16 protein-coding genes are annotated in these 22,640 nt (G+C 56.3%); 4 read left to right on the forward strand and 12 right to left on the reverse strand.

Annotated features, from left to right (window positions below):
- Nucleotides 1-336: 336 nt before the first annotated feature.
- From Fuma_RS24810 to Fuma_RS24825, 4 genes are all read right to left on the reverse strand, one after another.
- Nucleotides 337-1,317: a hypothetical protein gene (locus Fuma_RS24810; RefSeq protein ID WP_077026490.1), complete on the reverse strand. Its 981-nt coding sequence runs from the start codon at nucleotides 1,315-1,317 to the stop codon at nucleotides 337-339.
- Nucleotides 1,318-1,456: 139 nt separating this feature from the next.
- Nucleotides 1,457-6,382: a PVC-type heme-binding CxxCH protein gene (locus Fuma_RS24815; RefSeq protein ID WP_158521119.1), complete on the reverse strand. Its 4,926-nt coding sequence runs from the start codon at nucleotides 6,380-6,382 to the stop codon at nucleotides 1,457-1,459.
- Nucleotides 6,383-6,633: 251 nt separating this feature from the next.
- Complete coding sequence (locus Fuma_RS24820) at nucleotides 6,634-7,545, reverse strand: SDR family oxidoreductase (protein ID WP_077026492.1); 912 nt, start codon at nucleotides 7,543-7,545, stop codon at nucleotides 6,634-6,636.
- A 3-nt stretch (nucleotides 7,546-7,548) separates the two neighbouring features.
- Entirely contained in the window at nucleotides 7,549-8,379 is an 831-nt protein-coding gene (locus tag Fuma_RS24825; protein ID WP_077026493.1) for a pentapeptide repeat-containing protein, read from the reverse strand.
- Between the two features lie 204 nt (nucleotides 8,380-8,583).
- On the opposite strand from Fuma_RS24825, the gene Fuma_RS24830 reads away from it, so the two are divergent.
- Nucleotides 8,584-10,302, forward strand: a complete 1,719-nt coding sequence (locus Fuma_RS24830; protein ID WP_077026494.1) for an SGNH/GDSL hydrolase family protein — start codon at nucleotides 8,584-8,586, stop codon at nucleotides 10,300-10,302.
- Between the two features lie 16 nt (nucleotides 10,303-10,318).
- On the opposite strand, the gene glgC is transcribed toward Fuma_RS24830, so the two are convergent.
- The 8 genes from glgC to Fuma_RS24870 all read right to left on the reverse strand — a co-directional run bounded on the left by glgC (nucleotide 10,319) and on the right by Fuma_RS24870 (nucleotide 19,288).
- Nucleotides 10,319-11,641 carry a glucose-1-phosphate adenylyltransferase gene (gene glgC, locus Fuma_RS24835; protein WP_083732631.1) on the reverse strand — a complete coding sequence of 441 codons (1,323 nt, stop codon included), beginning with the start codon at nucleotides 11,639-11,641 and terminating at the stop codon, nucleotides 10,319-10,321.
- 107 nt (nucleotides 11,642-11,748) lie between these two features.
- Entirely contained in the window at nucleotides 11,749-12,933 is a 1,185-nt protein-coding gene (locus tag Fuma_RS24840; protein WP_077026496.1) for a THUMP-like domain-containing protein, read from the reverse strand.
- 10 nt (nucleotides 12,934-12,943) lie between these two features.
- Nucleotides 12,944-14,524: a sodium:solute symporter family protein gene (locus Fuma_RS24845; protein ID WP_077026497.1), complete on the reverse strand. Its 1,581-nt coding sequence runs from the start codon at nucleotides 14,522-14,524 to the stop codon at nucleotides 12,944-12,946.
- On the reverse strand, nucleotides 14,521-14,739 hold the full coding sequence (locus Fuma_RS24850; protein WP_077028534.1) for a DUF3311 domain-containing protein: 219 nt from the start codon (nucleotides 14,737-14,739) through the stop codon (nucleotides 14,521-14,523). Before Fuma_RS24850 ends, Fuma_RS24845 begins: the two co-directional genes overlap by 4 nt.
- A 350-nt stretch (nucleotides 14,740-15,089) precedes the next feature.
- Nucleotides 15,090-15,290, reverse strand: coding sequence for a hypothetical protein (locus Fuma_RS24855; RefSeq protein ID WP_145944366.1), 201 nt, complete (start codon nucleotides 15,288-15,290; stop codon nucleotides 15,090-15,092).
- A gap of 142 nt (nucleotides 15,291-15,432) precedes the next feature.
- A complete protein-coding gene (gene larC / locus Fuma_RS24860; RefSeq protein ID WP_077026499.1) occupies nucleotides 15,433-16,743 on the reverse strand; it encodes a nickel pincer cofactor biosynthesis protein LarC in 1,311 nt (436 codons plus the stop codon).
- A gap of 93 nt (nucleotides 16,744-16,836) precedes the next feature.
- The gene (locus Fuma_RS24865) at nucleotides 16,837-18,126 is read right to left on the reverse strand and encodes an outer membrane protein assembly factor BamB family protein (protein WP_099091826.1); all 1,290 of its coding nucleotides are present in this window, start codon (nucleotides 18,124-18,126) and stop codon (nucleotides 16,837-16,839) included.
- A complete protein-coding gene (locus tag Fuma_RS24870) occupies nucleotides 18,116-19,288 on the reverse strand; it encodes an FG-GAP repeat domain-containing protein (RefSeq protein WP_218922288.1) in 1,173 nt (390 codons plus the stop codon). The genes Fuma_RS24865 and Fuma_RS24870 overlap by 11 nt, the downstream gene beginning before the upstream one ends.
- Nucleotides 19,289-19,407: 119 nt before the next feature.
- Between Fuma_RS24870 and Fuma_RS24875 the strand changes: the two genes are divergently transcribed.
- From Fuma_RS24875 to Fuma_RS24885, 3 genes are all read left to right on the forward strand, one after another.
- The gene (locus Fuma_RS24875) at nucleotides 19,408-20,226 is read left to right on the forward strand and encodes a sugar phosphate isomerase/epimerase family protein (RefSeq protein ID WP_077026501.1); all 819 of its coding nucleotides are present in this window, start codon (nucleotides 19,408-19,410) and stop codon (nucleotides 20,224-20,226) included.
- A gap of 206 nt (nucleotides 20,227-20,432) precedes the next feature.
- Entirely contained in the window at nucleotides 20,433-21,398 is a 966-nt protein-coding gene (locus Fuma_RS24880) for a S1C family serine protease (RefSeq protein ID WP_077026502.1), read from the forward strand.
- A gap of 680 nt (nucleotides 21,399-22,078) precedes the next feature.
- The gene (locus Fuma_RS24885; RefSeq protein ID WP_077026503.1) at nucleotides 22,079-22,636 is read left to right on the forward strand and encodes an ECF-type sigma factor; all 558 of its coding nucleotides are present in this window, start codon (nucleotides 22,079-22,081) and stop codon (nucleotides 22,634-22,636) included.
- Nucleotides 22,637-22,640: the final 4 nt, after the last annotated feature.

Here is a 22,640-nt window from a genome sequence, read left to right on the forward strand (position 1 = left end):
CCCGTTGTGCCGGTCACAGCGTTTTTGCTGTCACTTACCCCCAGGAAGGTCGGGTCCGATAAGCCGGGAGGTTTGTGAAGCCAAGGGCGGCTTTGACGTGAACGTGAGGCGTCTCCCGAATTTCGGCCGTCAATTTTGCAGTTTGTCTCAAGTTGGCCAGTGGCTCGAAGAAGACCGCCGCGGTCTGAATTGCATGGCTGGTAACTGCGGTTAACAGTGTCTGGCGATCATTCAGGGCCGGAAGCTGCACTGGAGCAGTTTCCCTTTTGCTGTGGACGGTTGGGGCTCACGGGAAACAACCTTCATCGTGCGAAACGCTTGTTCCCCGGCCACAAGTCAGCGAGATTCGCTATCGTTGGCGCGGAGTTCAGCCAACCGTTTTGTGAACCGGGATCGCTTTTCTTCCGGCAGGCGATTGGCAATTTTTTCACCGAGTTCGAAACCAGTCTGCCGCTCTGCTTCGCTGTTAGAGTCGGCGACAAACGCAATCACGGCTGCGGCCAGAAAGCCGAGTTGCTGGTCCGGCCACGATTCGGCGGGCAATTGATCAAGGGAAGCAATCGCCAACGCAGAATGTTGCTTTGCCACAATCAGCTCGACCAAATCCCGAGCCCGATCGGCATCCCGGCCTCGCATGCGTGCGATCGTTGTGATCAGCAGACGTTGCAACGGGTCGTCCGCCGTGCTCTGCTCATGCGTTGAACGAGCCAACAGTAGTTGGATGTCGTCGTAATAACTTTCCTGAACAGCAACCGACGGAATCAGCGGTAGGACGATCAGGCATTCCTTGAGTCGGTCTGTCTCTCTGGCCGTCGACGGTAGGTCGAATCGATCTGGTCCCGCTGCGAGCTCTGTCGCGGTCACCATTCTTTTTGCTGCGATTGACAGGTCGTCCTTCGACCACTGCGACATCTGTTCCTGGCCGTGTTGCCGTTGAGTGGCCGACATGTCGCTCAGAACGCGGCTCGCGTTTTGTTGCTCCGAATACGGAGCGTCCGCGGGCAACGCTTTGATCCATTCCAGCAGAATGTTCAGGTTCGTCGTGCGTCGAGATTTCGCCAAGTGCAGCAGGCAGTCGCGGAGGACCGGCAGGCTGATGCCGTTGCGTTTGAGTAGTTCCTGGCAGACCGCATCTGTCTTCTTCAGCCGCAGCAACTTTGAAGTTTCTGTGCCGGTAAACTCGTCTTGCTTCCGTTTGACGGGTTGGCTCGAAGAACGAAACGCCAGGAGCAACAACACGACCGTCAGCAGAACCGCCACGCCGATGACGGTCAGGCTTTCGCGATGAATACCAAGCTTTGTTGACGAGCCATTCAAGCGTTTTCTCCCAACTGATCAAACAGTCGCGCGTTGGTAGCAACCTACAGCGAATCTCGCTGACTTGTGGCCGCGGCACAAGCGATTCGGACGATGAAGCCTGTTGCGCACGAGCCCGAACCGTCCACGACAAACTACCCTAATGATGATGCGCGGCAAACAGTTTGCTCTTTTTATCCCCTTTCGAAACCACATACGCCAGCAGGTCCAGGATTTCTTCCTGAGTCAGTTTGTTTAGCACGCCCTGAGGCATGATGCTGACCTGGCTGGGAGTCTGGTCGTCGATGTCTTCCTTGTTCAGGACTCGCAGTTTGTCTGGAGCCGTTGGGTTGTCCAGTACGTGAATCGTGTCGGCATCTCCTTTTACGATTTGTCCCGTCAGCACCTTGCCCGAAGCCAACACAAACGAGTACGCCTGATACTTTTTGTCGATCTTCTTTGACGGCTCCAGCATGTGTTGCAGAATGTCGACCGGCTGGTATTCGGGTGGAAGCTTCGTGAGGTCTGGCCCCACGTTGGCACCTTTGCCATTCATCTTGTGACAACCAATGCAACTGGCCACGCTGAACAGTTTTTCGCCGACATCGAAACTGTTGGATCGATGGTGCAGATGCAAAACTTTGTCGCTTAAATCGGCTAGTTTCCATTCGGTGTTGCGTCCAAGGTACGACAGCAATTGGTCCCTGGTTTCCAGCTTGTTTGCCGCCAGATAGCCTGCCGGGTCGGCTTCATACGCTTCTACGTCTGCGACCACATACATGGCTCCGAACATGCGCCGCCAGTGGCCCGGGTAGGTGCAGACATACGGGTAAATGCCTGGGGTTTCCGGAGCCGTGTAGCTGATGGCCTGCGTTTGGCCCGGGTCCAGCAGCTTGCTGGCCAGCAACACTTTGTCTGATGTTGGAACGTAGTGGCGTTCTTTCGCGTCGGCATCGCGAGCTGTGGCTTCGGCCAATTCGCCAATTTCTGCCATGAAGCCGGGCTGCACGATCGCGAAATTGTGAGGCATGTGGTCGATGTTGCTGAACCGGAATTCGACCGGCTTGCCAGCCTGCACCACGATGCGTTCTTTATCGTAAATCATGCGCGCCGGAACGGTGCCGATCGCGATGACTCGCACATCCAGATTCTGTAAACGTTCCAACGCGTCTTTGGCGGCGGCTTCTGGTAGCTTGCCTGCCAGTGATTTCGCGAATTCTGTGGCTGTGACCGCGTCACCGCCAGTGCGGAATTTGGCGGGGATGCTACTAAGGTAGCCGACCACATTGTCAACAAGACCCGGAACTCGATCGGCGTTCCAGTGTTGTTGAGGGATGTTGGCCAGCACGTTGATCACGGTCGTACGATGCCGACCGGCTTTCAACAGATCCGCAAGATCGTTGAATAATTCCGCCTCGTTGCCGGGGATGCGGCCGAGCGAGCGAATGGCGACATCGTGAATAGTGTTCGACTGGTTGCCGACCGACAGAGCTTCTCTGGCGATCTTCTGTTTGTTAAAGCCGGGGCCCGCCCACGCCACTTCCAGCCCATCGCCGCCGCCGTTATCAAAGTACGTGACAATCAGCGAATGCGAGCCCGCCGCAAGTTCGATAGCTGCGCTCTTTTCCGAAAAGCCGTGCAGGCCATCGTGGTTGATCACGAGCTTGTCGTCGATATAAATTCTTGAACCATCATCCGACTTGATAAAGAAGGTGTACTTACCTGATTTGGGGATGGCGATGTTTCCCGTGAACCTGAGAGCAAATTTGTCTCGTTGTTTAAGCTGAGGCACGTTCATCACGATTTCCGGAACGATGCCACTGGCCTCAGGAGTCATCTTGTTCAGAGTTTCCACCGCCACGTTGGTTGCACTCGGATAATAGTAGTCCACTTGAATGCCCGGGTCCTGCAGCGAGCGGCCCGATGATTCGGCTTCGAGATTGGACGGCAATTCGAACATAAGTGAGCGCACGTCCGGATAGAGTTTGGCTCGCAGTTCGGCACTTGGCACCTGTGGCACGGCGGCCAGCAAATCCTTCAGGCTGTCTTTGCTTCTTGAAGCGGCGTAAAACGCAGCGGCTCCGTTACCTTCAGCAGCAATCCATGCGGCGAAGGCAACTTGCCGGCCCTCGTCGGTCTTTCCCTTCAACGCCAGCTTTTCAATTCTTACCTGAACGGCTTTTAGGTCGACGGATGGTTGAGCCGCCAGCAACTGGCCGAGACTGCTGATGTTGTCCACACGGCCGGCCGCATCACGCTGCTCCAACAATTCAACCAGTACAGTGGCCGGTTGTTTGTTGTTTAGCATGGCGAGTCCCGTAACAACTTCGCTCAGCGATTTCTGATCAATGTCGTTACGTTTCAGGATGCCGGAGTACAATTCTGAGGTGCGTTCCAGTTTCAACAGATCGCTGATGCTGGCATTCAGCAGTGCATAGTCGTAGGCCGCTTCAGACAACGGCTTCTTCGACGCGATGGATTCCTGAATCAGATTGTCCACATTAATCTGACTCTCCGCATACTTCAGAACAGTTTCCAGTTCCGGGTCGAGTTCCATGGTGGCTGCTTTGAAGATGGCTTCTGCCGCTGGCATGCCGTCGAAGTTTACCGCTGCCTTTACTGCTTCCGCACGGACCAATGCCGATTCATCACCGGCCGCCGCCAGCAGCAGAGGTTCCCAGTCACTGATCTGTCCGGCCCAATGCCCCAACGTACGAATCGCGGCGGCTCGCACTCGTGGTTCTTTCGCTTTCGTGACCGTTTCGATCAAGCGACGATAGGGCTTGCGATGTTCTTCCAGGGCCCACAAACATTCCAGCAGTGCCTGAGCATCCTCGGGCTTGCTGACATCTTTGTCCTTCACCCACTGAGGAATCTTTCGCGCGATTTCGTCAGAATCATGGCTTGAGAGTTCAATGCGAGCTCGGTAGCGAACGCCGTTTTCCTTCGCGTAAAACGCGGCCAGCACTTCGTCAACGGGCTTGCCCTTCAGCTTGACGGGCCTCAATTGATCTCGCCCGCGTGCTGTGATGCGGAAGATGCGGCCGTGCTGGTCGTCTCGATTAGGGTCACGCATGTTGTGCTGCATGTGGCCGATCAACGCGTTCGCCCAGTCGCCGACATAGAGTGCGCCATCCGCCCCGATTTCGACGTCGGTCGGGCGAAAATTGGAATCTGAAGAATCCAGCAGCGGATTGACAGCGGTCGCGGTAATGTCAGCTCCGTTGTAGTTCAGTTCATGCTGCAGAATGCCCAGAAAGCCGATGCAGTTGCAGACCAGAAAGTTATTCTGAAAACGCTCGGGGAAGTGGCTGCTGGACAATGACATCGTCGCCGACACTGGCCGCCACTGCTTTTCGAACCACTGCTTGTTGCCCACGCCTTTGCCAATGTTCACGTATGAACCTGTGCCGCTGGTACCGTCGTTTGCGAACTGATAACCCCATGCATCGAAGAAGTCGCCATGAGGGTTCGGGCCGATGGGAAAGTGAAATTCCATTTCAAATGTGCGCGGATTAAAACGGTGGACGCCTGACTGAGTCGACCGATATGTCTGCGTTGGAGTTTCCATCGTGGCCACGTTAAAGATGCCGCGCGACCAGTACACCCAGCCGTCCGGACCCAGCACCATCGCATTAGCGGAATGGTGCGAATCAGCACTCGACAAACCCTGCAACATACGAATTTTGACGTTCGCCTTGTCGTCGCCATCTGTGTCTTTCAGGAACCAAAGTTCGGGCAGAGCTGCCACCAGCATGCCGCCGTTCCAGAATTCGAAACCGGTCACACTGTTTAGTTCGTCGGCGAAAACAACGCACTTGTCAGCCACGCCGTCGCCATCTTCATCCGGCAGGCACAGGATGCGGTCCGTGCGCGGCTTCGTCGGATTCCAGTGCGGATAGCTGGGCCAGACGGACACAAACAGCCGCCCATCGGTGTCGACCGCCATCTGCACGGGGTTGACCATTTCCGGAAACATCTCCTCGGAAGCAAACACGTTGGCTTCCAGGCCTTCATCCAGCTTGAAGGTTTTCAAAGTTTCCTCAGGCTTCAAATAACTAAAGCTGCCGTCGGGTTTGTCACCTTGCTTATTCGGTTTGACGACCAATTCCGCCGGAAGATTGTCGTCTCGCACGATGTAATCTTTTCCCGCCGCTACAGCCCAGACTTTTTTGTCTCGGTTGGCCGTCATGGCGTCAAAGATTTGCATTTCGCGCATCATCACGTCGGCGTTCGACTGGCCGAACCAATTTAGTTTCGAACGACCACCGAACACGTTGTACCCGTCAACGACTCGGTAGCGGCTGAACCAGTAGTAGTTCTTTTCCTTGACCGCTTCATTCAGCGTTAGCAGTTCCTGTGGCGAGCAATCCGGTTGCTTTTTGCCGAACAGCGATTCGGTGATCACCGATGCCAGAGCTTTGTTTCCATGCGGCAGCAGGTGAATGCCGTTCATGGTCAGCGGCTTTTCGCTGTTCGAATACAGTTGCTGAGTCGGTCCAAACAGATCGACGAACACCACTTTCTTCGCAGCACACACGTTACGCATGGCTTCGGTGTACAGATGAAGGTTGGCGTTGTTTTTGGAACCGTTCGGCAGATTGGGATCGTTTAGGTCTTCGTGAGCGATCGGCGAAAACATGACAATCTGCGGAGCTGAGTCACCGTTGTATTTCTGAGCCAGCATGCCGTCGATAACGTCTGTCAGGTCCTTCCGAAATGAGTCCAGCCCAGCCGGCCCCTTCAACGCTTCGTTGTAACCAAAGAACGCGAACACCACGTCGGATTCGTTCTTCGTGAGCCATTCGTCCGGGCTGCCGAAGTTGTCTTCACGTGGTCGAGTCTTAAGTTCGTCGCCGGGAAAGGCGAGGTTGCGAAACGTCAGTTGCAGTTCGGCGTGCATGGCGTGGATGTACGTTTCCAGCCAACTGTCATGCTGCGTGCGATCGGCCAGAGTGTTGCCGATGATGGAGATGTGGTCGTTCTTTTTGAGCTTCAGATCAGTCGACTGAGCTTGTGTCGCGGTTGGGAAGGTGCAGGCCGTTAGAAACAGCAGAATGCACGTCGAGCGAAGGTATGAGACCACGGAGCACCTCGAGGCTGGCAGTAAAGTGTCGAGCCGCAGTCGGCGGTTCGGCAAGCATAATGTCGTATCGTAACCTTCTGTGTTTTTAGATTCCACGAACGAGAGCGCCACACGTCGCCCCGCCAACTTAGCGAATCGCAGGCCGATTTCATGGTGATGTGCAGCAGTCATGCGCGGAATGCCAAGTGGCGGATCCGGCGGCGGTGTTGCTGCGATTGACGGCGGCGCAGGGATCACCGGAGGGCTTAATTTCAACTTGGCGCCGATGTTCGCATCACGGCGTCGCGCAGGCCCGTCGCGACGTTGTCGAATTCGAAGCCAACGTCGAACTGTTCACGAAATGCAGACGCCACTCGCTTGTTGCCGCCGCGAGATCGCCGCCGCTGCTGGTCCGTCGCATCGACTTCGTTCGCAGGCTGAAACACGGGTGGTGGGGCGGAGACCAATTCAGCCAGAGCTGTATAGTATTGCTGGCGAGTCAGCGTGTGTTGGTTGACGACATTGATGACGTCCGGCACCGTCGCCGCGTTGGCTGCGAAATTCACCATTCGGACAGCATCGTCAACGTGGATTAAGTTCAGCCAATGATCCGGGTCGCCGGGAAGCGGATTTTGTTGCTGCAAATCCGTGACTCGTCGCAGCAACCGGTCCGGACCGTAAATGCCAGCCAGTCGCAACACGACCACTTGAGTCTCCGGATGTCGTTTCGCGCAAAGTTCTCGCAACAGATGCTCGGCCTTCACGCAGCAGAGCCCGCCTTCGGTCACGGGATTCGTGGCGGTGGATTCATCGACAAGCTCACGGTCTCCTTCGCCGTAGACACTGGTGCTGGACACGTAGATGAATCGCCGCGGTGCCACGGAAAGGTGTTCGGTCAGCCACTGCAGGCCATCCAGCCAAACCCTTTCGCGAGGAATGCCCGCGTCGCGATCAAAACCGACGGCCCACAACACAACATCGGCTTCGGGTAGCGAATCCGATTTCGGGTCTGCCAAATCCAGCTGCACCGGATGCAGTCCTTCAGCACGAAATGCAGCGGCTCGATCGATGCTGCGCGTGATTGCGTGCGTTTCGTAGCCCTGACCGTGCCACGACGCAGCGACGCGATGACCGAGGTAGCCGCAGCCTGCGACCAGGCGAGCGGGAAGCGTGGGCGTAGTCATGAGTTATTTCTGTCCGGGGTTCGGTTGTTCAGAATCTTCAATCCGCTTTGTTAACCAGATCTCGAAGTCTCTTTGACGTGATTCCGGCGCATCGGGTGTCGGTGGAAAACGCAGCGTGAATTCATCCAGTTGCTGAGATGCCAGGCCGCGGGCTCGCCACCAGTTGGAATCCGTTAGGTCGGCATCATTCAGGCGAGCCGTGTAGAGATTGGCCAGGGCGAGGTCTGCATTCTTCAGAATGGCCGCTTCAAAGTTCGCTCCGCTCAATTCGGCCCCGGTAAAATCGGCGCCGGTCAGGTCGGTCATAGCGAAGAACGCATCGCCCATTTTTGCTGCGACGAACACAGCATCGTGAGCCGTCGCCTGTTCAAAGGACGTCGACAAAAGATCGGCGTTGCGGAAATCGGCGTTCTTCAGATTCGACTTAAAGAAGGTGCCGTTGCGAAGTTTCACCTTCGCAAAGTTGGCGCCGGTGAGATCCGATGTGTCCAGGCTGGCTCGACCAAGCTGCGCGCTTTCGAAATTTACCTTCGCAAAATTGCACGACGTGAAGACGGCCGATTCCAGGCTTGTATTCGACAGATCAACGCCGCTGAGTTGCAGGTCATGCAGGAGGGCGCTTTTCCATTCCGCGTTGCCGCCGGCGGCCAGACGCAGGAAAAACTCGGTCCGCTGTTGAGGCGTTGTTTCGGGATGACATAGCGCCCAGAACGCTCGTTCGCGACTGATGTCCGCAGCGTCACTCAACTGTACAACCACCAGCCGCAGGTTCCACGTGAGCAACGCAGCCAGAACGATCGCGGCGATAATTCCTGCGATCGACCAACGTGACATGTTTTGCGCGCTCGATGGCGGCGCGAGAGTGCTGCTGGAGTTGGGGGTGTCTGAATCTTTGGTCATAGGCCGATCCGGTCAGGATTGCTTGTTCGTGCGCGGACTCTGCGGTGTGCCACCCCTTCCGCTTTTTGTGGACAGAACTGCGTCGAAGGTTATCATGCCGAGTCGTTGTGGCCTACAGAAAAACAGATCGAAAGCAATATGAGTGAGTTGCCAGGCGAAGGCAGTGAGGCAGCCGATCCACAGGATGGCGGGACAGCGCCCGCACCAGATTCAATGCGCCGGAAACGCCGCCGCAGATTGTTTGCCGTGGCATTCGGCCTGCTTCCGTTTGTGGTGCTGGAAGTCGGGTTGCGACTGTTCGGAGTCGGCTCGGCCAACGATGACGTTCATGCTGGCTTTGGAAATGCGTCGCCGTTATTTGAACGCAACAACGCAGAAGGTGTGTACGAAACCAGCCTGGCCAAACAGCAGTTCTTCGTTTCGCAGAAGTTTGCGATAAAGAAACCAGAAAACGAGTTCCGCATTTTCTGTCTTGGCGGATCAACGGTGCAGGGACGACCGTACCGACCCGAAACATCGTTTGGCAAGTGGCTGGAACTGGAGTTGAACGCTGCCGATTCGTCGCGGCACTATCAGGCGATCAATTGCGGTGGAATTTCCTACGCCAGCTACCGGCTGCGGCGGGTGCTGCAGGAAGTCCTGCAATACGATCCGGATTTGATCCTGCTGGCGACGGGGCACAACGAGTTCCTGGAGGACCGCACCTATTCGTCCGTGCGCGAACGTTCGGCGCTGCGTCGTACTGTTGAAAGCGCGGCCATGTCGTTGAAAACAGTTCAGGTTCTGCGGCGAGCCGTTGGTGGTGGTCCTCGTGTTGAACCGACCGACGATACGCCGGCCACGTCTGATTCCGTTGAAGCTCGACTGGACGACGAAGCAGGTTATGCGTCTTATCATCGTGATGAGGAATGGCATCAGCAGGTGGTCGAACAGTACAGCGATTCTGTCGATCAGATGCTGCAGATGTGTCATTCCGCCAGCGTGCCCGTCGTTGCTGTTCGGTTGGGTTCGAATCTGCGTGACTGTCCTCCGTTTAAGTCCGAACACGCCCACGGTTTAAGCGTCGAAGATCAGCAACGGTGGCAGACGTTGTTTGATGAAGCCACTAAAGTCGAGACGAATGATGCCGCCGCTGCGTTGTCGATTTACGAAAGAGCGGAACGCATTGATGACCAGCATCCGCTGCTGCATTTCCGCATCGCGAGATGTTACGACCGGTTGGGGCGTTTTTCGGAAGCCTACAACAGTTACCGCGCCGCTCGGGATTTGGACATTTGTCCGCTGCGGATGACGACTGCGATGAGTAGCGAGTTCGCTCGGTTGGCAACCACGCACGACGTAGCGATGGTCGATGCCGAATCCCTGATTATCGCCAACAGCATCGATGGCATCCCGGGATACCGTTCGTACATTGACCACGTGCACCCGACCATCGAAGCCCATCAAACAATCGCCCGTGCGGTTGGAGACACACTGCGCGAAACCGGGCTTGTAGAAACCAAAACGCAACTCACACCGTCCGACAGGCGCGAAGTCTTTCGTGAACATCTGGATTATCTTGGTCCAACTTACTTCTCGAATGGGCGTCGTCGAATTGGCTGGCTTGAGGCGTGGGCTCGCCGACAAAGACTGTGGGACGAAACTCTGCCGTACGATACTCGCAGCTTCGTCGCGGCTGCTGTTCGGGCGATCGATCTACACGATTACGAAACGGCGGACCAGCACCTGACGGCAGCGATTACAGGCGATGCGGCAGCAATGGACGCCTTGCGCGACGCATCGGATGCGTTGGTGGAGCAGGGCAGGACGACCGACGCCAAGTGGATTCTTGAACGCCTGAAGACGTCAATAAAGTAGCGCGGCGATTCGGGAATTATGGACCTTCGGCCGCTGCTCGAAGCTGATCGTGCCGTGCCTGGAGCTCGCCGATGTGTGGCTTCATGACTCGGGAGTGCTGATCGAAACGAGCATTCTTGGGTACCGCGACAATTCCGCTTTCCGTTACTGTTAACCCGTGACGGCGGTCTTCTTCCGGGTCATAGCCAATCCGCATTCCTTCCGGAACGAAGACGTTCTTGTCAATGATGGCTCGACGAACACGCGCGTGCCGACCAATGGTGACTCGGTCGTACAGAATCGAATCACGCACTTCTGCGTAGCTGTTGATACGGACAGACGGCCCGATAATTGAGCGTTCGACTGTGCCACCGGAAATGATGGACCCGGGACATACGGTGCTGTCGACGGCATGGCCGATTCGATCGTGTCCCGGCGCATGTTCGTTGAAGACAAACTTCGGCGGCGGCAACGGCGGCTGATGCGAACGAATGGGCCAGTCGTTGTCATACAGGTTCAGTTGCGGGTCGACCGAAATCAAATCCATGTTCGCTTCGTAGTAGCTTTCCAGCGTTCCCACGTCCTGCCAGTAGGCCGCTTCGCCTGTTTTAGCGTCGGTAAACGACCACGCTCGCACCAGATGCTGTTCGATAATCGACGGGATAATGTCCTTGCCGAAGTCGCGATTACTTTGTGGCTTGTTCGCGTCGCGGCACAGTTGTTCGAACAGGAACTCTGTGCGGAAAACGTAGATTCCCATTGAGGCCAGGCAGTGGTCGGGATCGCCCGGGATACATCGAGGTGCGTCTGGTTTTTCTGCGAAGTTAACGATGCGATTGTCTTCGTCAACATCCATCACACCGAAGCGGCGGCCTTCTTCTTTGGGCACAGGCAGGCAGGCGATGCTGCAATCGGCTTCGGACTGAATGTGGTCTGAAATGAACCGCGCGTAGTTCATTTGATAAATGTGGTCGCCGCTTAAGATCAGCACGTGCTTGGGTGAGATCTGTTCGATGGCGTAGATGTTTTGGTACAGAGCGTCGGCGGTGCCGAGGTACCAGTTCTCGTCAACGCGCTGTTCTGGCGGGCGTACGGTGACGAATTCGCCCAGTTCTGCAGACAGGAAGTGCCAGCCGCGTTCGATGTGACGCTCCAGGCTGGCCGCCTTGTACTGAGTGACCACTAAAATCTTTCGCAGGCCACTGTTGATACAGTTGGACAATGCAAAATCGATGATGCGAAAGCCACCGCCGAAGGGGACCGCTGGTTTGCTGCGGTCGCACGTGAGCGGTTCCAGCCGCGACCCCTTGCCACCGGCAAGGATCACGCTTAGTACGTTGTTGTTCATTCTGATCTCCATCTCATCAGAACAGTTGTTCACTACCGAAGGACAATTCACGTCCGATTCGTAAGTTAGTGGGCAACTGCGGGTTCGTCGACGTGATACCGCCAGGTATTTCTAAGGTTTCACGTTCTTTTTGTGACCACAATCCTTGCTTTACTGCCCACTCGTAGATGGAAAAGAGTGCGGATTGGCCCATCACCGCGCGGCAGTTTTTTCTGGATTGCGTTGGCATCAACCTTTAGACGACGGCACTTAATTTCATAGTCACGGCCCGGATTCGATCGAAGGTATTTACGCACAGCCTGCTGGTTGTTCGGGAAACATTCTTCGACCTCATAGGCCTTTACGAACGCCGTCGTCGGAAGGCTTTCGCCAGTCAGGTATTCGTCTTCCTGGTCGAGTCTGCAAAGGTCGTGCCGTTCGCCTAAAACGTCAATCAGGCCGGACCGCACGATGGCCGGGTCGGGATCGAAAATGAATTTTCCCACGTCGTTTGCCTGAGCGCACCATGCCGAAAGCGGGTCGGCGGCCAGCGTTTCACCGGTCGGAAGACTGGTCGCTCGAAAGCCGCCGTCGCCGACCAGTTCGCCGAACCACACGGTGGCTTCGCGGCATTCTCCGTGCAAACTGACGATTTCGATTTCGCAGTCGGCAAACTTCTGCATGAAATTGCTGGCTGGTCCCAGTTTTAGCGCGCCCCCACGCACGTTTTGCACGGCGTGCTGCATCCATTCCAGGTTGGGGCAGTACTGTTCGAGTCGTTTCACCGGCCGGTCTCGCCCGCAACGACGATCGGGGTCGATGTGGATCAGCGAATCCTGAAGTTGCAGGTCATGCACATCGGCGACGATGGCTTCATGCGCATGGTTTTCAGGAACGACGCCGGCCGCCCGCCAGCGTTCCAGATTCCACTGGCAGCTTAGTGAAACGGCTGGGTCAGAATCTACAGACGCAACCGGTCCTCGCTGCAGCAGGGCGGCGGTGTCGACGCCGATGCCGCTGCATAAATCCATGACCATCTGGTCGCTGGGAAACCGCGCTGCTTTGTGTTGAGCCACCTGCCAGGCGGTGGACTGTTCCAGCCCAACTGTCGTCAGCCATAGCTGAGCGGCGTCTGGCAACCGGCCCTCTGCCTTGCCGCGCGCCTGCTGCAATGAGATTGCGGCTCGCACCAGCGGCGCGTCGTACTTTGCGCGAAGCGACTGCTGCACGGCTAGTTCTGAGCCGGGACAATTTTCCAAATCTGAAAACAGCTCCGGGAGTTCCCGGAGCTGTTTCAGAATTTCGACGTCGTTACTTCTGGTCAAGGCTCGTCTGCTAACTGAAGAACCGCTTCAAGTGAGCTTCTTCCGGTGGTTTTGTTGCCAGAGAGACAACAACCATGGCAAGTGTCGAAACGGCAATCATCGCCGTCACCGGCATCAGGTCATAGGATGTGCCAGCGACGCTCACGTTAAGCAGAAACTCACTCAGCGGTTTCCCACTGTTGACGGCATTCATAAACAACCAGCCCCACGTTGCGGCGGCCGCGATGATGCAGGCGTACGCCCCGGCGCGAGTTAGCCTTCGCCAGTAAACGGCCGCAAAAATCAGCGGGAACAGACTGGAAAAGCCGCTAAAGCACCACACTCCCAGGCCGAAGACACCTCGGGGATCCAGCAGGCTGAAACCGTACGTGACGGCAACAACCAGGATGATAAACGTTCGAGTCCAGAAGACGGTTTGTTTGTCAGACATTTCCCCCTTCGTGAAGTATCGCTTGGCAATGTCGTTGGTGAACATCGTTCCCATGCACAGAAACTGGCTGTCCAGAGAACTCATGATTGCCGCCAGGACGCCAGCCGACAGGAAGCCGCCGAGAATCGGACCGGACAGTCCTTTGACCAGCATCGGGAGTACCTTGTTCTGGTCTCCCGCTGCTTCGTGGCTTAATCTGGCCAGTGGTTTTACGAGGTCCATCGCCACGTCGGTTGTCGCCCAAATGCCGAGCATGATGCAAGGCACCCAAACCAGCATGATGCAGATTGGATGAGCCACCACAGCCAGCTTGAAGGAATTCGCACTCTTCGCCGTCAGCCAGTGCTGGAACAGATGCGGAAACATGCCGACGGAAAGTGGAATGAACATGTAGCTAAGAAATACCGACGGCGACGTATCCGATCGGCTGGCCCATTTGGCATCGACGGCAGCTGACGCGGCTCGCATATTTTCAATCGCGGTACCTTCGCCCAACCCAGACGCGATTACGAAAAACGTCAAGACGCCTAGTACCATGAAGGCGAGCGTTTGAAAGGTGTTCGCCCACGCGGTGCCTCGCATGCCGCCGAAAAACACATAGATCAGTACAACGCAGCAAATGACGAGCGACCCCAGCGGCGCTGGCACGGCACCCACTGATGGAGGCACGGCCGGGTTGCCTGGAAACAATTCCGGAAACGCTCCACTGGTAAACACATTCACGACAGTGCCCGCGCCCAGAATTCCGGCAAGGATATACACAATCACCATGGCGACCAGAATTGGAAACAGGATCAGTCCGATGTTGGGACTCTGCAGGCGGTCTCGGAAAAATTCAATCTGAGTTGTGTATCCATGTTTATGGCCCAGCTTCCAGACTCGAACACCAATCAGGAAGAAGCACAGCGAATGCACAATGGCACTCGACGATGCCATCTTGCCGTAGACGCCGATTCCGTTTTGCCAGGCTTCGCCGGTTGAGCCAATCAATGCGAACGCTGTCATCGTCGTGCCAAATAATGACATCAACAGCATGAACGGACCGATCGAATGGCCCGCGAGTTGGTAGTCTTTTCCGCTGCCTGAAAATAATCGGCTGGACGAAAGCCCCAGCAATAACAGGAGGCCGAGGTAGCACGAGATGATAATGACACTGGTCATGCGTCACCTCCATCCGTCACGTCGGTCGAATCGTCGACGGGCCACGCAAATTTGGTCGCCAGGAACCAGACGATGCCTGCACTGAGTGAGATGCCGGCGTGATAGAACAAACCGATCGGCATGATTCCGCCCACCAGTGTTGCGTCTTCCCAGAACCAAAGATCGTGATGCAGAACGGCAAGGAGCGCTACAAGGCCCCAAACGCAGTATTTCATGAGGTGGGTCTCAGTAAGAGGTTGGTGGGCGGGGCCAATCCGTTGAACAATCAAGCAGCTGCCGACTTCCATCCTGTTCGACTGATGCGAGCGCCGCATTCCTGGCATAATTCCGGCAGGCATGTCGCCTTCGTTCGCAATTGTACGGCAGAATGAGCTCCCCACTGATCCTACACATCCCGCCACAATTTAACAGGAATCCGCCTATTCAACTCCTAAAAATTGCCGGGCCGGGACGCCCCGGCCCACGGTTGGGGTGGTCGGCGGGCGGCATGCAATCTCGATCGTCAGCGATGCTCGTGCTGGGCGGTGGTCGAGCTGGCCGCGTCAGAGAATTGCGCCACCATTTTTCACGCGGCTCGACGCGGACGGATCACGAAATCTACCAGTGGACGCGATTGTGGCGGTGCAGAAGCCTGCAATCGCTGGATCAGAAGCCGATGCTTTTGAATTTCCAGACTGTACAACGCTTCCGTCAGACTCAGCACGTCGGGCGAAGGCCCTGGTGCAGAATTCGGTTGATGAGCATTGTCCGGTGTGCTGTCGTCCATTCGAATTCCATTTCGAATAAGAACGTGAGATTCCGCGTGCGGCCTCAGAAAAATCGAACCGCAGACGAACACCGATCAACGCAGATTCCGGACTGTGAATTATCCGTTGGAATCGAATTTTGTTCGTGATTCCTGCTGCGTTTCACTCATCATGCCTGTGGTCGTGGTCGTGGTCGTGGTCGTGGTCGTGTGAATGCGAATCGTGATCGTGCGAATGATCGTGGTGGTGATCATCCGGCGGCGAGCTTCCCGCGACCGTCGGTGCGGGTAGTGTGCCTGAATTTTGTAATTGCAGAAAGGCCGATTCTGCAGCTCGATAGATGTCTCGCAGCGGCACCGAGTGTTCCGATGCCAACGCTGCACATTCTTCGAATTCGGGGGCAAACGTGGGCGAACTGCCCGTCCGCCAGCCTCGTTTGCCAGAGACCTTGCCCCAAGGCGTCGCGACTTCCACCTTGTCGCGGTGCTGGATGCTGCGTTGAATCGTCGAACGGCGGATTCCCAGCGTGCCGGTTTCTGAAAATAGAATCTGTTCCATCACGTCCACATCGGCGGGGCTGCATAGCACGCTTAGCATCTGTCCGGGGCGATCCTTCTTCATTTGGATCGGCGTGACGTACACATCGCGAGCTTTCGCGTCCATCAATCGCTGGCGAGTGTGGCCGATCACTTCGCCTGCGACGTCGTCCAGGTTCGTTTCCAGCAGAGTCACAAATTCTGTATTCGCCGCAACGCTTTCCGTGCCGACGAACATCCTCAGAATGTTGGCTCGTTCGGGAAACGTCATCGTGCCCGCTCCGTAGCCAACCTGCTCGATCGTCATGGCAGGCATTGGCCCAAAGGCGTCGGCCAGGGTCTTTACAATGGCGGCGCCGGTGGGAGTCGTCAGTTCTGCTTCGATCGGTACATCAGCCAGCGGCACGCCTTTCAGGATTTCCGCTGTGCCGGGCGCAGGGACGGGGCAGATGCCGTGGTCGATGTGAACGTAGCCTCTGCCCGGTGGCACAAAGTTGCACACGATGCGATCCGCCGCCAGAAGGTCGAAACCTACCGCAGCGCCGACAATGTCCACGATGGAATCGACGGCTCCGACTTCATGAAAGTGAACCTTATCGACTGTGCTGCCATGAACGCGCGCTTCCGATTCGGCGACGGCCAGAAACAGACGACGCGCCAGATCTCGCTGGCGATCAGTGAGTGCCGTGGCCTGATCGAGAATGCGGCAGATGTCGGTGTAGTGCCGGTGAGCGTGTTGTTCCGGGTGATCGACGAGGACATGAGTGGCTCGGAAACCGTTCTTGATCACAGTTTCGATGCGCAGCTTCACGTCGGGAAGGTTCAGTGACGCGATTGCCGCGTCGATCGCCGTTCGGTCAACGCCCGCGTCGATGAGGGCTCCCAGCGTCATGTCTCCGCTGATACCTGTGGCACATTCCAGCCAGACCGTTTTCATGTTCGGTTTTCTACTCTTGTATCGTATCGAAAGAAGCCCGGCTTTTCGGGAAAGCCGGGCTTCAGGATGGTTGGGGTCGCTGTTTGGGGCGTATTATGGTTTTCGAATCGCCCACAGGGAATCGAACGTCCGCAGATAAATTGTGCCGTTTGCGATCACGGGCGAGGCTGACATTGCTTCGCCGGTTTCGTTTTGGGCCACGATTTCGAACTTGCGACCCGTCTTCACAACCGTGATCTTTCCGTCGCGAGCCGTCAGGTAAATGTGGCCGTCGGCATAGACCGGGGACGCTCGATGGCGGTTGTTATGAGTGCGTTCCATATACACTTCTTCGCCGGTTTCGCGATCGAGCACCAGCAGCATGCCGTTCTCGCGACACAGGTACACGAGGTCGTCCAGGATCAGAGGCGAAGGAACATCAGGCGTGTTCTTGTCGCGAACCCATCTGATCGCGTTTTTATCATTCGTGATGTCGCCCTTCGCATCGGCCCTCACGGCGAAGACAGGACCGTTTTTGGCGGTCGGGCATACAACGATGCCTTCCGCAGCCGCGGGTGAGGCGACAAAACGCAGAGTCGGGTGGTAGTCTCGCTTGGGATCTTCATGAGGGTTCAAGCCGCCCAGTCGCCAGATTTCTTTGCCGTCTTCCAGCGAGTACGCGACCGTGTAATCGGCTCCGTGAGTGATCAGATAGGTCAGTCCGCCAAAGTCATACAACATCGGTGACGCATACGAATGCTCGTTCTCCTTGGCGGCGGCAGTCACACGATCCGTCTTCCAGATAGTTTCGCCGTTGGTCGCATCAATCGCGGCGACCATGGCTTCCTGAGTATCAGGTTTGCCGTCGCCGTGAATGAGCTGCACAAACAAGCGGCCATTGTGAAGTACGGGCGTCGCCGACATGCCGAACGCGATGTCGAACTCACCAAAGCGGTCCTGCAGATTGACCTTCCACACGGATTTGCCATCTACCGTCACGCATTCCAGGTGTCCGGTGGACATAAACGTCCACACGTGTTTGCCGTCAGTGATGGGCGACGGTGATGCTGAGTTGCCTTCATCGCCTCGCACATCTTTGTTTCCTTTGCCAACTTCGTGTCGCCACAGTTCTTTACCGTTCGTGCCAATACACAGAAGCAACAGCTGTTCGCCGTCGATGGTCGTCAGGAAGATGCGATCGCCCCAAACGACGGGAGTCGCTCCGGCAGGACCGGGAAGAGGCACCTTCCAGGCGAGGTTCTTATCGGCCGACCATTCTGTCGGAACGCCAGTTTCGGTGGAGATCCCGTTGCTGGTGGGACCGCGCCAGGATCCCCAGTTATCGGCGAAGCACAGGCTTGAAATCGTTACCGCCAAGCAAATCGTGGCACATCTAGTCATCATTTTTTTCGTCTTTCTTTGCCGGATTCTGATACCACACCACGTTGTTGCTTTGTCGCCCGGCCACCAGGAAATCGTTATCGCCATCGGCGTCCAGATCGACCACTCGGATATCGTACGCTTCCTGGTTCGTGCCGACAATGTGGCGAACGAACTTGCCGCCGCCGTCGTTTTCATACCACGCACAAATCTTACTGCCGTAGGCACAGGTGGCGGCGTCGAGGTCTCCATCGCCGTCAATGTCCACAACCTGCAGGCAATGAGGTTCCTGAATCTCTGCGTCGATTGTATGAATCTTCCAGTCCGGCGCTTCGAACCAGATCACTCCGTTGCCATGCCCTCGTGAGGCCAGCAGGTCGACCTTGCCATCACCGTTGATGTCACCAGGATGAATGTTGGTGGCTCCGGGATGAACGCCAGGCAGCTCATGCTTTTTCCAAACCTGTTTCGGATCGGTCGGGGCTTCCCACCAGGAAAACCATTCGCCCATGCCGGATTTATCCGTCGGCCCGCCCTTGGCCCCGCTTACCGCATCCGGACGACCATCGCCGTTGATATCTCCAAAGCCAAGGTAGTGACTTAGCCCCGGCGCATCGCGGTCCGCAAAGATGTGGCGCTGCCACGGATCGCTGGACCGAGGATTCTTCGGCGGCGATAACCAGGCCAGCGAATCGGGAAACGGGTCCGCTGGCTGAGCACTCGTGGCCAGCAAATCAATGCGGCCATCGTTGTCGACATCGCCTTTAATGATGCCATGGATGCCGTGAACCTGATCGTCGATCAGCCGCCGCGTCCATTTTTCCGTGAGCGGTTTGTCGGGCTGTTCGTACCACATGATCAGGCCCGGGTTGTAGCGAGCGCCGATGTAGTCTTCGTCGCCATCGCCGTCCACGTCGTAGGTTTCGCTGTGGATGTAGCGGCCTCCGTGATTGGTGTCGAGCTTCACTTCTTTCCAATCAGGGCCGACAAACAGCCGAGTGATCCCCTTGCCGGTGTCAGCGATGACGTCAACGACGCCGTCGCGCGTGTAGTCGGCGGCAACCGCAGTGGTGCAGGCACCGCCTTCCCAGATCACATGCTTCACCCACCCGGGCTCGGCTTGAAGCTCGTCATCCGCGATCAGGAAATGGGGCGCGGCGAAGTTTGTGGCGACAAAAAGGGCCACCGTAAATGCACTTAATTTCATGATCGAACCTGACGGCGTTCAGTGGGCAACTGAGGGGAATTCATTATGCTGGGTGCAAGCCTGTTTTCCAATCACTGGACCGAATTCCCACGCTTCCTATGACCGCCTTTCAATACAGCCTGAATTCCAGCACCATCAAGACCACGCCGATTCTGGACAAGATTCGCGTCGCCGCCGAGGCGGGATACGCTGGAATCGAATTGTGGCATGACGATATCGACGCACATATCGAAGCGGGGGGAACCGTCGACGACGTTCGCAAGTGCGTTGACGATCACGGCATAAAGGTGCCCACTACGATTCACATGAAGGACTGGTTTCAGCCGGCAGGCGAAGAGCACGTCAAGGCCATGGACATCGCCAAACGAAAACTCGAACAGGCGGCGGCCGTCGGAGCACCTCACACGGTATCAGGCCCGCCTCACGGTAAAGCCGACCGGGCACTCGGCAAACGACATTATCACGAACTCCTCATGCTGGGCGCTCAATTCGGCGTCCGACCAGCCTTCGAATATCTTGGTTTTATCGAAGACCTCAAGACAATCGACGATGCCATCGAAATTGCCGAAGGCAGTGCTCACCCGAACGCCTGCATCGTGCTGGATCCCTTCCACTGCTACGTCGGCGGCGGCGGTGTGGAATCAATTGCGAAGTTGACGGCCGAACAGGTGGCCGTTTCGCATTTCAACGACGCTCCGGCGGAGCCTGATCCCAGCACGCAACGCGACCCGGATCGAGTGATGCCTGGTGATGGTGCGATCGACTTGAAACGGTACTGCGAGCTGTTGAAGCAAATAGACTACTCCGGGTTTCTGTCGCTGGAATTATTCCGCCCCGACCTGTGGGAACAGGACCCGCTGGACGTCGCGAAGCTGGGCCTCGAAAAGATGCGGGCGGTCGCGGAAACCGATAGTTAGAGCGGTTTTCCGCGTGTTGTGGACGGTTCGGGCTCGTGGGAAACAGCCCTCATCGTAAGACAAGCTTTCTCCGCGGCCACAAGTCAGCGAGATTCGCTGTAGTGACTCAAGCCAAAATCGTTGGTATGATCACGTGACACTGCTGTCGCAGTCTTTCGAGGTTTTCTGCCTCAATCAAAGCTGATTCTGTACCTGAAATCAAACTTATGACACGTCGCCATTTTCGCTCCGTGATTTTGCTGCTGGCAGTTGGCTGTTTGCCGACATCGCTTTTCGCAGACACCATTGTCTTGAAATCAGGGCAAAAGATTGTCGGTCAGGTCCTGAAGACTCAGTCGGACACTCTGTTTGTTGACATCGGCGTCGACATCGTGCGAGTACCACTGAATCGGATTCAGGAGCACGTGAAGGACAAGACAGACACTGAGCCCGCCGCCGTCAAGACCGACGCGGGGCTGCTTCGCACCGCAAAGATGCCGACGCGTACCGTTAAGGATTTGGTTAGCCAGTTTGGTGAAGGCGTTGTTCTTGTGCAAAATCCGGAAGGGCTCGGCTCCGGTTTTATTATCAGCAAGTCAGGCCACTGCGTCACAAATTTTCACGTTGTCGAAGGCCAGACGCGCGTCGCCGTCACCATTTTTCATCGCACCGAAAGTGGAGAACTGGAGCGGGTCGCGATACGTGACGTGAAGATCTTGGCGCTGAATCCGCATTTCGATCTGGCGTTGCTGCAGATTCCGAAACAGGAAAATCTGGAATTCCAGCCGGTCTACGTGGCAGACGACGATTCTCATCGAGAGGGCGATGCCGTGTTCGCGATTGGCAGCCCGTTGGGACTGGAGCGATCAGTTTCCGAAGGCATCGTTAGCACTCGCAGCCGCAACATGGACGGCATCGTGTACATCCAAACGACCGCTCAAATCAATCCCGGCAACAGTGGCGGGCCATTATTCAACACGCGCGGCGAAGTGGTGGGCGTGATCAACATGAAGCTGACGTTTGGCGAAGGTCTGGGCTTCGCGATCCCGGTCGCGTATCTGCGTCACTTCATCGCGAACCGGGATGCATTTGCCTACGACCGCACGAATCCAAACACAGGCTACCACTACCTGCAACCGCCGCGACGCACAAATCCGAAACAGATTTACGACGTTTTGAAGGAGACTGAATAGGCGGCGGAAAATGTAATCGACAGGATTTGCAGAGCTCAGACGAATACGAGCCCTACGACACGTCACGGTGTCAATCTGCTGTTGTGTGTCCCGCCGAAGTTCGACGCCGTAACCCCTTGCGGGGCGCCGGGAAGCATAGCGACAGTCGAACATCGTCGGTCCCTGCCGATTGCAATCTTCGTCATGGCATTTGGCCGCCGCGCATGAGATAAGCCCGGCAGCTCTCCGTAACCGCAGGGCCATTCGCTTATAATTGATTTGGGATGAATGCCGCGGGTGCTGCCAGCGCTATCTGTGGTGCATATATTCAGGAAGCGTACGCTGGCAGGACCGGTGTCACTCAAATTTTGCGGACTCAACGCGGCTGGGTTATTTCAAGCCGTTGGCTGTCCGAACGACGCGAGCCCCACGCAGCAGCGGGCCAGAAGCTGCGCGGGGTCGCTCGATCGGCCCAGTTATCGGTACAATCTGGAGACCAGACTGACACCGGTCGTAGAGCCACCCTCTAACACGAAAACCGGCCCCCGACTCCGCACAAACTTTTCGGAAAAAAAGACGAGTACCCCAAAGCCAGCGTTTTACAACGTTTGCCACTTCAGACATTGATCAGTTGAAAGGTCGTGTCGCGAAGTAGATAATACCCTACCTTCGGCGTGCAATTGTCACCTAAAGCAAGCCCAATGCCTGACCCTTCCGCAACTCAGATCCTACTGGCTTCACAAAGCGGGGACAGTCAGGCGGTTGAAAAGTTGTTTCCCATTGTTTACGGCGAATTGCGTTCGATAGCGCATCGCCATCTGGCAGGCAACTCGCTGTCAAACCAGTTTTGCACCACAGATCTGGTTCACGAAGCGTATTTGAAGCTCATTGATCACCGAAAAGTTTCGTGGAGAAGCCGGACGCACTTTTTTGCGATCGGTTCCCGAGTCATGCGGCAGGTGCTGGTGGATCGCGCTCGCCAGAATGTGGCCATTAAACGCGGCGGCGGTCAAATCCATCTGAGTCTGGAAGAAGGCCTGCTGTCTCGCACAGACGACCGCCATGTGCTGGCCGTTGAAGATGCGCTGCAACGACTGGAAGAAGTGAGTTCTCAGCAGGCAAAAATTGTTGAGATGCGATTCTTCGGCGGGATGACGATGGACGAAGTCGCGGACGAAATGGAGATGTCCAAGCGATGGGTTGAGGCCGAATGGACCATGATTCGAGCGTGGTTGCGGGCCGAACTGAGCGAAGATTAGAACT

Origin of the sequence: Fuerstiella marisgermanici (assembly GCF_001983935.1) — a bacterium.
GTDB classification, from domain to species: domain Bacteria; phylum Planctomycetota; class Planctomycetia; order Planctomycetales; family Planctomycetaceae; genus Fuerstiella; species Fuerstiella marisgermanici.